This window comes from Odoribacter sp. AF15-53 (assembly GCF_003479425.1).
GTDB lineage: Bacteria > Bacteroidota > Bacteroidia > Bacteroidales > Marinifilaceae > Butyricimonas.
Genome location: NZ_QUHC01000012.1, coordinates 81,147 through 90,719, shown reverse-complemented (window position 1 = coordinate 90,719; position 9,573 = coordinate 81,147). Strand labels below are relative to the sequence as shown.

The following is a 9,573-nucleotide window of genomic DNA, read 5'->3' as shown; positions in this document are numbered from 1 at the left end:
AGATGGGGCAAATTAGTGCGGATTTTCCAATTACTGGCGGATACAAGTGATGGCCTTGATATTTGATTTGATCGGTAGCTGTATTGATTGGTACACGTTACCTTTCGCCTCGATGTTGGTAACGGCTGCTATCGTCTTGATCGAGGGCCGCAGCGTTTGGGAAAACGAGAAAGCAAAGAAAAGTCAAGTAGCGAAATTACCGGATGCGATTCGGGCGATCATTCAATGTGCAGACGCTAAAACGGCCGAGCAATTACTAAACAAATTAAAAGAGGTAACAGATGAAACTGGAACTAAATAGAATAGCGAAGAAGCACCTTTACACGATTGGGAGGTTTTTCGTGGACGGGAAATATTTCTGCGATACGTTAGAAGATCGATATCGGGATTGGGATAAGGAAGAGAAGGTGATGAACGAAACGGCGATCCCGGAAGGAGTCTATGAGGTTATCGTAAACGTGTCAGCGAAGTTTAAACGGAAGTTACCTTTGCTTTTAGATGTACCCTATTTTACGGGCATAAGGATTCACCGAGGCAATACAGATAAGGACACGTCTGGGTGTATCTTGGTGGGAGAGAACAAACAACTGGGGAGAGTGATTAATTCTACTCCTTATGAGTTGAGGCTAACGGAAATGTTGGAGAGAGCGATGTTGTCTGGGGAAAAGATTACGATCAAGGTAAGATAAAAAGCACGGGAGAAATTAAAGGAGGTTGTCGTGTGGTTTTCTCCCATGCGAGGATCGGTGTTACTAGGGTATAAAAATAAAATCAGATAACAAAATGAAGATATTTTGGATAGCATGCTGTCTGGCCTGTTTAATGATCGGTTTCTTCCTTGGTCAGATGAACGTTAGCGAGAAAGAAGTCACGAAATACGTCCAAGGTGAAACGATACGGGATACGATCACAAACTTTGTGCCGGATACCGTTTATCTAGCTGGGGAATTACGTTATAAATATAAGTATAAAACGGATACGGTTTACCTGGATGTTTCAGTTGTAGATCGGAATGAGACTATTAAAGCTACATTGGAGGACTGGAATCTGATCCGGGATTACAAGAGGATTTTGTTCGATAATGAATCCGGTAAATTATCTGTAGACCTCTTGGTGCAGTATAACGAATTACGGCGTTTGTCTTACTCATTTATACCAATACACAAAGAAATAACGATTATGAAGAAAAGGGTGTTTATGCCATTTGCTTCTATTTCTGTTTTAAATCTAAACTCCTTTTCAGCTGGGGGTGGGTTCTTTTATTATAATTTAGGTTTTCGGACTGAGTATTCGTCTAAAGGAATAAATTGGGGGATACTTTATAAATTCTAGTTTATAAAGGAAAAACACAAAAGTTTGATTAAACAATTACCAATTTAATAGTTTTTGTTTTAGTATTTTTATTGTAAGATAAAGGAAAGTATTTGTTCGTAATTTCCCTTTTAAATAGCATTTCTGCATGGATGATTGTTTATAAATATTCAATTTATAAATTTTTAACTAAAAATTGGTACAAATTAGGTACACTTTTTTGCGTTTTTACTTTGTAATTTTATACAACAAATTTGCAAGTTTATTAGTTTGCAAAGAATTAGTATTAACTTAAAGCTAATTATTATGAGTAAGGTATTTTTATTTTCAAAATCATGTCTTTTGGGGAGAGTTTGTGAAATTTTTAAATCAAAACAAAAAAAATATTACATAATATTTTATGATTATTGATATGGCTATGAAATTTAGCTAAATCACATTTAATTATTGTTGATGTTAGCATATGATGGATCATTGTTAGAAGAAGTTTTCATTTGAAACAGGAATGTTTTATCCTTATATATGAAACAATTACTAATCATAACTACTAATTTTATGAATAAATTTGGATGTATTTTATTATTGATATTTGTATATTCATGCATGGATTCGTTTGAAGAATTGGATATTGGAGTGGAAACGTTAACTTACACGGGAAATAATGAGATGGGGAAGATTCTTTTTTCAAAACTTCAGCAAAATGACATAGATGATAAATTCCTTGAATTACAAAAATGTTCGGAGATATTACTTGACTATACAGAACTTTCTTGTACTGAAAAATATGGGTATATTTTTAGTGCTCCATTGAAAAATAAAAAAACAGGAATAATAGAAAGTTATCTGATATTTAGAACGGTGAATGAGGCAGATATTAATCCGAATAATACAAAATTAGATCAAAGTATTTTAATTGATCAAGATTTTTTAAATAATCTCAATGGCTTGGAATTATATCTCTATTCTTCTCGTTTTTTACAATACAAAAATCAGGGATTAGAAGTTAGTGACAAGTTGTGTGATTTTGTTAACAAGTGGAATAATGGAGAATTGTATACTGAATATGAAAGAATTAATTTTGCTCAAAATATGGAAGAATATCCATATAAAGTATATATAAAATTTGATATAATATACTGGGTTGCTCCTCCTCTAACTGCATGGGCTCTTTCCCAAAAAACAATTTCTGATATTTTTTTAAAAGATGCATATGAAACTTTGTGTAAGAAAAATCCAGCTATTAAATGGCGCGCACGTACAGATATAAAAACGAATAGTGCCGAGATTTGGTTTATGGTTTCAGATCCGACTATTGATATGAAAAATGCCATGTGGGATTACATGAATGATATTTCTCAGAATATGCGAGGGCGCTCTTTTGTTTCAAATGTATATTGGGGAATGCTTATCGCAGGGCCATTTTATCATTCGACATTGGGCAATGGTGGAAGTATTCCAGAATATGAAAGACCCGTAATTCCGGAAAAACCGGAAGAACCTTGTACAGATGAAAAATGTCCATACTGTTTGAAATGTGTAACTCCAACCTCTCCGAATTGTCTTCCATGTGATTGTTTTGGTGTTGAATTACTACTTAGTGACGAAGAAGTTGCATTATTAAATGACTATGTGCTTTGGGCAAGACCAAAAACTCCAAATGGAGCATATTTTCCTACGTTGTATTTCTTTGAGATGGCACCGGCTAATAGTGGTGCGTGGACTCCTATTTATAGAGGGATGGAGGCAAGACTCACACGTATAGCAACAAAACCAGGAGAATGGGATATTAGAGTTCGAGCTAACATTGAAGATCGACAAGTTTTTAGTGAAGTTCTTCGCGTGAAAGAATTGTACCCTTCATATCATGACATTGTCAATAATATGCAAATTCAAACCCAGATGACAAATTTATGGACCAAAACAATTCAAAACACGACAGAATCTAAACGTCAAGAATTGGGTTGTTATATCTATATTGATGCTCAGGAAAAGACATACAAGTTTGAGGAATTTAGTGGAAATGAAGCTGGCCCTGATGAACATGCAACTATAGAAGTCGAATATCCGTCGCGGGAGAGCGAAACGTGTTATTTTGTTGGTTTTTTTTATACGCACACAGCATGCACGTATCTAGCTACAGGAAAGAAAGTTGGCCCATCAACTCAAGATATTGAAGCTACTCAACTATTAGGTGTAGTTGGGATTGTATATGATTATATAGGAGTATCTAATCCCTATGGATCAGGAATGATGATAATGCCAGGACATAGTCTTGATGATCCTGCTACTTATTCTCATTTTGGTGTATATAGAAGACCTTTGAATTAATAATAAATTTTTGAATTATGAATAAATTATTTTATTGTTTTATCGGATCAGTATTATTGTTGATATGTTGTACAATGAATACATATTCCCAGTCATTAAAAGATTTATCAAAATCAGCACGGGATAGTATAATGTTGGAGTCTGCAAAAAAAATAATTTTAGAGTTTGGAGATGAACGTTATTACACGGAACATATAAACGTTAAGATATCTCGTATAATTTCTCCTGAAGGAGCAAATAAAGGACGGGCATTCTACAAACTCACGTATGAGTATGACACGACTAAGTATAAATTAGAATGGAATTATTTGGTTGAAGTTTACTTTTGGGAGGATACTGGAGCTATTGAATATATTGCTTTTGGTAATGGTTCCAGTTTAGCAAAAGAAAATATGGAAGCTATAAGAGATAAACAGAAGAAAAAAAATTTTGTATCTAAAGTTCCATTTAAATCTTTTTTGAATAAATAATTCATCAAGAACGAGGATGAACAAAAACGAGGCTAATCTCTTGTTTTTGTTCATTTTTGGTTAATGTATTTGCTACTAAGAAATAGTAGTAAATTTTGTCTTTTTATAAATTATAAGGAGTTTGTTTATTAATCATTTTTTTTTGCAGTGTTTTCAATAAGCTTCTTGATAAGATCCTCGAAAGAGAGAGTAAATTGCGCTTGTAGTGTTTCAATTTTATCATCAATATCACGTTCCATTAAACACGAGTATGTTTAAAACTTGAAACCATCACGGAAACGTCATTTATTATCGAGAGCGTGTATTTCTCCTGTTGTTTTACCATTAAGAAGATGGCTAACAAAATAGACGTAATTGATCTTGGGGATATATTACAACAATCTTAAGGAAAAAATGAACAAAGAGTAGGGAATTTGATGCGCCCCCGAAAAGTTGGACGGTTTAACACTATCATGATGCTCTTTTTGATTCAATTAGGGGCGTTTGTGAAGATGATGATGGAAATAAGGTTATACTATTACAATTGGTACGATCAAATCAAATATATAAGGGATAAAATGCGACGTGTGTTTTACAAATGTTTTACGGAGTGAATTATTTTGGTTTTGTAATATTTTGATTATCATTATTGTATTGTGTATTTGATTTTATCATTCGTAATGCGTAGGTCTGGGGTTCGAGTCCCCCAATTGGCTCCACTGGAATCATTCAGTTAACGAATAAAAGAGGCTATCCGAAGAGGTTTAGCCTCTTTTTTGTGTACAAAGGAGGGCTTTGGGGGCTCTCGTGGAGCCAAACAACAGCGCGGTATTCCCGTTGAAAGAATACCGGCACTGTTTGATAGAAATGAATCATCATTCTATCTTTTTAGCGATGAAGAATACGTAGCCGTAGAATTTTTTATACTTGCGGTATAATTCTTCTTCATGATATTGCAGCCTGACGAATTCCTCGACGGTTTTATTCCCCGCGTATTTATCGAGAAACATCTCCTGAACCGCAACCTTGGGTGCGAAATAATGCTCCGTCCAGCAATTTTCCGGCAGGACGAAGGTGGCGACGGGGAGGTATCCCGCCTCGTGTATCTTGGCTATCTGGTGGGGAATCGTGTCTATCTCGGGATATGCGTTCATCCAGAAGTTGTTGATTTCCACGGGGCGTTCATCCGTGAACCATGAACTTTCGGTGACGGCGATATACCCTCCCGTTTTCAGGTATTTGCGCCACTCGTTCAATCCCCGCTCGAAGCCGATGTTATAAATGGCTCCTTCCGACCAGATCAGGTCCAGTTCCCCGTGCTGGAAAGGAAGGTTGTCCATCGAGCCGACGATGCCTTTTACGCGGTCTTGCAAGCCTAATCGCCTTGCGTTGCGATTGAAGATGTTGATAAAATCGGGAAACAGGTCAAGCCCGGTGATCTTTCCCCGGGTGTGTTGGGCAAGCGTCATCGTCTGCCCACCCGTGCCGCAACCGAGATCGGCGACGCGGGATTGTTCGGTGAGGTTATCGACGAAACCGAGTGCTTTGAGCGTTACCTCGGGACTTCCGGGGCCCTGACGTTTCATGTTGGAAAAAAATTCGCATATTAAATTGAAATCGAATTCGTGAATTGTTTTATTTTCGTTACTCATGATCTTTATTGTATTGCGTGCGCGTGAAGGCATGAAAATGCTTTCGTCACCGCATGCGATTAAAAACTAAAATTATAATAATACGAAACCGCTCTCGAATGAATATCCGGGAGGGAGCGAGGGAAGAGGCTGCCTGGAAAGTCTATTTACACGAAACTACCACTCTTTGCTTGGGCGGTTCACCGCCTGGTAATCAGCTCTCACCCGTGCAAGGGGGAGGAGCCGGAGGGAGTAGTGCATTCGTGAAGACGAGACTTTTTAGACCGTCTCTTTACAATACCAAATCCGATTTAACTGTCGTGTTTGTCATGTTGCGAAGATACGTGATATTTTGTTTGATAGGAAATATATCACGGGTAAAAAAATATATTTTCTCGCCGGGCGACTTACGCCCCGTACACCAGTCCCCCGTAGCGGCTGTTCGAGTAGGCCGACCAGTCGTGGCTGCGGAACATGATGTAAACGTGCAGGCCCTCCGTCACGGGGAATTTCCGGGCGGGTATCTTGACCTCGGCGTGGCACTCGTCGCGGGTGAAGGATATCCTCGTCAGCAAGTGCGGCGCGTCCGGCCGGGAGGCGTAGAAGTACCCCACGATCAGCTTGTCATCGGGCCGGGAGAGACCGTACTCGCGGGCGGGAATGGTCCAGTCGATGAACAACGTCCATCCGTCGCGGCGTACTTCCACCTTCCGCGGTGGCACGAGATCACCCACGCAGAAGATGAAATCGGGGAAGTAGTCCACGCCCAGCGTCACGGGGTCGAAAACCGGGAAATTGACCTTTTTGAAGGCCGCCATTCGTTCCTTCTGCAGGAGTAGACCGAGGAGATCCCATGCCGGGACGAGGGCGTCGCAAACCATGAAAAAGTTATTTGCGAAACTTACAGAGACATGGAGCGCCTCCCGGCTCTCGATTTGTTTTTCCGTCGGCGGTATTTTCACGGTTTCCCGCGTGCTGGACATCTGGCAGAGTTTTCCCATGCGATTGTAGTACGTGATCCCGTTAACACGGTATTTGCGGGGACGTGGCGAGTTTTGGTCAAGCGTTTCCATGACTTTCGATTTAGGGTGTAACAATCTCTCCGGAACCTTTCCACGTCATGAAGATAAGAATATATTTGGAATTAAACAACTACTTAACAATGAAACCCAGATAAGTTCCAGTTAAGTTCCAGATAAGTTCCAGATAAGTAAGCGGGTCGGATACGGTGCGAGGTAGGTGGATACTCCTCTGGAAATTAGTGCTTTGTCTTCCACCGGTCGAGATCAGGTTTAGAGACACTTTGTAGATGTTAAAAAATATTAAAATTTAACATTTTCAAGCTTTGAAAATGATATTTATTGTCGTAACTTGTGAATGGATAACTCACGCAGGTGGGTTGTGATGGGTGGCCGGAGGGTAACTAATTTATTAATTTAAAATTTACAACTATGAAAAAAAGATTAAGCGGTTGTACCTACGCGAGTGGATCTTTCGATGATCAGGTGTTCTACCCGCACCCGTTCGAGAGATTAACGATGATTACTCGTGCCAAGACGAACAAGAAATCTCTCCTTGTCGAGAACGTGGCGGAGAACGATGCTGCGTTCGGTGGGCTGGGACGGGAGGGGGGATACTTGCTCCCGGCTTCCCGAGCGGGTTTCCCCGATAACGGGAAAGAGGCCTGCGGTCATGCCAAGTTCGTGGGATTCAACTCCGTGGCCGGCGTGGCGACGGCAGTGAAGATTGACCCCACGAAGGAGTACAATCCCAAGGTGAAAGTCAACTTGCAGTACACGTACCTTGTCGATTACCAGAAAATGATTCTGGCCACGGGGAACCTCCCGGGTATCACGGTGACCGCGACGCTCGACGAAGAGGGGCGCTCCGTGATGTTCACCCAGGAGAAAGACTCCTTGCTGGGTTCCGATCGCCTGCCCGATGATTTCGCCCGGGGCGTGTTGTACGATCCCACGAGCCACTTCTGTAGTGTTACGAAGCTGCGCGATCGCTCGGAAGAGGGGAGTACCTCGGTGAGTCTTCCCGAAGGCGTGAATCTCGACACGCTTTTCGCGTATGCCTTCACGTGCCGCGTCAAGGGGAAGAAGACTTCCAATTCCGTTTGTATCTTGGAAGGAGACTCGAACCGGGTGGCCGTCAGCCGGATGGTCAAGGACATGAAACTGAGAATCTCAGTCAACAAGTCGCTCGACAAGCTCAATGCGCTGGTTGACCAGGAACTCGAAGCGAGGGCTGCAGCTCGCGGGAAGGAGCGGGAGGAAGCCGCGAAAGCGGTGATGTCGACCCCCGCCAGCGAGAGAAATCGCCAGCTCGATGACTTGCTCGACGACCTGTGCGAGGACACCCCCGGCGAGGAAGCAGAAATGACTCCTTTTGCCGAACGGATGCACGTGTACGGGGAATTACTCGGCGAGCTGAAACAACGTCAGAAGAAGAAAGCGCAAGAAGCCGCCGCCATCCGGAAAGCGAAACGGTAGTCGCCCGCGAACGGTAATTGTGCTTTTAGTTTTCCATCTACCCCTCCCGGCTTCCCCTTGCACGGGGTGAGTGAGTGCCGAGATGCTTGATAGAAGTGTCTCCTCGCGTTCATTTCCCCTCCCGTGTAAGGAGGGGTTGGGGGGTAGTGGTAGTCCTCAAACTTATCATCTTTTCTTTGTGGATTTTGTATGATTCTCATGTATTTAGCAGCTATTTTGAATATTGTTAAAAATTTATTCCTATATTTGCACCACGGGCGATGGAGATTTCGTCCCGTTTTAGTGAATTATTATAAGTACTAGACCAAAAGTTTACCCCAACGTAAGAAACGACCGGGTGATCTTTTTGGGGACGGAGTACGTGTATATGGCCATAGACGTACCCGTCTTGGTTTTATCACATCGGTCGTTTCCATCATTGGGGTGTGATTGCTAAGATTGGGTACGTTTTTTGTAAAGAGCCAACTCGATATATAGACTTGGTTATGTCGATACTTGACGCGATGTGCAAGGTGTAGAGTGGCAAAACCGTTGCCCGGCGCAACCAGGGGGTAACGGTTCGGGAGGTTCTTCCCCCACGGGGTACCTCCCTTTTTAGTTCATAAGGCCCCGTTGTCTAGAACTACAACCCCTGCCCCTCCTTACACAGGCGGGGGAACCGCTTGGTAATCAACTCTCACCCAGAGTAAGGGGTAGTTGGAGGGGGTAGTTGTTTCTCTTAAAACCGACTAGGATGGTGAGCTACGTGACTTCCTGTCTTTGGGGAGGAGTCCCCAGTTCTTCCTCTGTTTACGAGGCCATTGAAAAAGCCCCGTTGTCTAGAACTACCGCCCCTGCCCCCTCCTTACACAGGCGGGGAAACCGCTTGGTAATCAACTCTCCCCCAGTGTAAGGGGTAGTTGGAGGGGGTAGTTGTTTCTCTTAAAACCGACTAGTATGGTGAGCTACGTGACTTCCTGTCTTTGGGGAGGAGTCACCAGTTCTTCCTCTGTTTACGAGGCCATTGAAAAAGCCCCGTTGTCTAGAACTACCACCCCTGCCCCCTCCTTACACAGGCGGGGAAACCGCTTGGTAATCAACTCTCCCCCAGTGTAAGGGGTAGTTGGAGGGGGTCGTTGTTTCTCTTAAACCCGACTAGTATGGTGAGCTACGAGACTTCCTGTCTTTGGGGAGGAGTCCCCAGTTCTTCCTCTGTTTGCGAGGCCATTGAAAAAGCCCCGTTGTCTAGAACTACCCCCCCTGCCCCCTCCTTACGCAGGCGGGGAAACCGCTTGGTAATCAACTCTCACCCAATGTAAGGGGAAGTTGGAGGGGGTAGTTCTAGACAACGGGACTTTTCTGACAACCTCATTTTTT

General features: G+C 42.4%; 11 protein-coding genes. 9 read left to right on the top strand and 2 right to left on the bottom strand.

Features of this window, described 5'->3' with window-relative positions; translation table 11 throughout:
- The first annotated feature begins 49 nt into the window (after nucleotides 1-49).
- From DWW52_RS18140 to DWW52_RS18120, 5 genes are all read left to right on the top strand, one after another.
- Complete coding sequence (locus DWW52_RS18140; protein ID WP_118717038.1) at nucleotides 50-301, top strand: hypothetical protein; 252 nt, start codon at nucleotides 50-52, stop codon at nucleotides 299-301.
- The gene (locus DWW52_RS18135; protein WP_118717036.1) at nucleotides 282-689 is read left to right on the top strand and encodes a DUF5675 family protein; all 408 of its coding nucleotides are present in this window, start codon (nucleotides 282-284) and stop codon (nucleotides 687-689) included. The genes DWW52_RS18140 and DWW52_RS18135 overlap by 20 nt, the downstream gene beginning before the upstream one ends.
- Before the next feature lie 94 nt (nucleotides 690-783).
- Nucleotides 784-1,332: a hypothetical protein gene (locus DWW52_RS18130; protein ID WP_118717034.1), complete on the top strand. Its 549-nt coding sequence runs from the start codon at nucleotides 784-786 to the stop codon at nucleotides 1,330-1,332.
- 534 nt (nucleotides 1,333-1,866) lie between these two features.
- Nucleotides 1,867-3,639 (top strand): hypothetical protein, encoded by a 1,773-nt coding sequence (locus tag DWW52_RS18125; protein ID WP_148315404.1) that lies wholly within the window; start codon nucleotides 1,867-1,869, stop codon nucleotides 3,637-3,639.
- Nucleotides 3,640-3,656: 17 nt separating this feature from the next.
- Entirely contained in the window at nucleotides 3,657-4,109 is a 453-nt protein-coding gene (locus DWW52_RS18120; RefSeq protein ID WP_148315403.1) for a hypothetical protein, read from the top strand.
- 854 nt (nucleotides 4,110-4,963) lie between these two features.
- On the opposite strand, the gene DWW52_RS18115 is transcribed toward DWW52_RS18120, so the two are convergent.
- Nucleotides 4,964-5,740 (bottom strand): class I SAM-dependent methyltransferase, encoded by a 777-nt coding sequence (locus DWW52_RS18115; protein ID WP_118717028.1) that lies wholly within the window; start codon nucleotides 5,738-5,740, stop codon nucleotides 4,964-4,966.
- 98 nt (nucleotides 5,741-5,838) lie between these two features.
- Here DWW52_RS18115 and DWW52_RS20970 point away from each other — a divergent pair, with 98 nt between their 5' ends.
- The 3 genes from DWW52_RS20970 (at nucleotide 5,839) to DWW52_RS18105 (ending at nucleotide 8,217) form a co-directional block, all read left to right on the top strand.
- Nucleotides 5,839-6,558 (top strand): hypothetical protein, encoded by a 720-nt coding sequence (locus DWW52_RS20970; RefSeq protein ID WP_148315402.1) that lies wholly within the window; start codon nucleotides 5,839-5,841, stop codon nucleotides 6,556-6,558.
- Nucleotides 6,559-6,598: 40 nt separating this feature from the next.
- A complete protein-coding gene (locus DWW52_RS21325; protein WP_255419010.1) occupies nucleotides 6,599-6,730 on the top strand; it encodes a hypothetical protein in 132 nt (43 codons plus the stop codon).
- A 440-nt stretch (nucleotides 6,731-7,170) separates the two neighbouring features.
- The gene (locus tag DWW52_RS18105; RefSeq protein ID WP_118717024.1) at nucleotides 7,171-8,217 is read left to right on the top strand and encodes a hypothetical protein; all 1,047 of its coding nucleotides are present in this window, start codon (nucleotides 7,171-7,173) and stop codon (nucleotides 8,215-8,217) included.
- On the opposite strand, the gene DWW52_RS20965 is transcribed toward DWW52_RS18105, so the two are convergent.
- Nucleotides 8,166-8,417: a hypothetical protein gene (locus DWW52_RS20965; protein ID WP_148315401.1), complete on the bottom strand. Its 252-nt coding sequence runs from the start codon at nucleotides 8,415-8,417 to the stop codon at nucleotides 8,166-8,168. The two genes, DWW52_RS18105 and DWW52_RS20965, sit on opposite strands and share 52 nt — an antisense overlap.
- Nucleotides 8,418-9,153: 736 nt before the next feature.
- On the opposite strand from DWW52_RS20965, the gene DWW52_RS21080 reads away from it, so the two are divergent.
- Nucleotides 9,154-9,312, top strand: a complete 159-nt coding sequence (locus tag DWW52_RS21080) for a hypothetical protein (protein ID WP_158582659.1) — start codon at nucleotides 9,154-9,156, stop codon at nucleotides 9,310-9,312.
- The last annotated feature ends 261 nt before the right edge of the window (nucleotides 9,313-9,573 follow it).

Excerpts from the sequence above, each read along its gene's own strand:
- DWW52_RS18140 (WP_118717038.1), top strand. The coding sequence starts at position 50 with ATGGCCTTGATATTTGATTTGATCGGTAGCTGTATTGATTGGTACACG.
- DWW52_RS18135 (WP_118717036.1), top strand. The coding sequence starts at position 282 with ATGAAACTGGAACTAAATAGAATAGCGAAGAAGCACCTTTACACGATT.
- DWW52_RS18130 (WP_118717034.1), top strand. The coding sequence starts at position 784 with ATGAAGATATTTTGGATAGCATGCTGTCTGGCCTGTTTAATGATCGGT.
- DWW52_RS18125 (WP_148315404.1), top strand. The coding sequence starts at position 1,867 with ATGAATAAATTTGGATGTATTTTATTATTGATATTTGTATATTCATGC.
- DWW52_RS18120 (WP_148315403.1), top strand. The coding sequence starts at position 3,657 with ATGAATAAATTATTTTATTGTTTTATCGGATCAGTATTATTGTTGATA.
- DWW52_RS18115 (WP_118717028.1), bottom strand. The coding sequence starts at position 5,740 with ATGAGTAACGAAAATAAAACAATTCACGAATTCGATTTCAATTTAATA.
- DWW52_RS20970 (WP_148315402.1), top strand. The coding sequence starts at position 5,839 with ATGAATATCCGGGAGGGAGCGAGGGAAGAGGCTGCCTGGAAAGTCTAT.
- DWW52_RS21325 (WP_255419010.1), top strand. The coding sequence starts at position 6,599 with ATGAAAAAGTTATTTGCGAAACTTACAGAGACATGGAGCGCCTCCCGG.
- DWW52_RS18105 (WP_118717024.1), top strand. The coding sequence starts at position 7,171 with ATGAAAAAAAGATTAAGCGGTTGTACCTACGCGAGTGGATCTTTCGAT.
- DWW52_RS20965 (WP_148315401.1), bottom strand. The coding sequence starts at position 8,417 with ATGAGAATCATACAAAATCCACAAAGAAAAGATGATAAGTTTGAGGAC.
- DWW52_RS21080 (WP_158582659.1), top strand. The coding sequence starts at position 9,154 with ATGGTGAGCTACGTGACTTCCTGTCTTTGGGGAGGAGTCACCAGTTCT.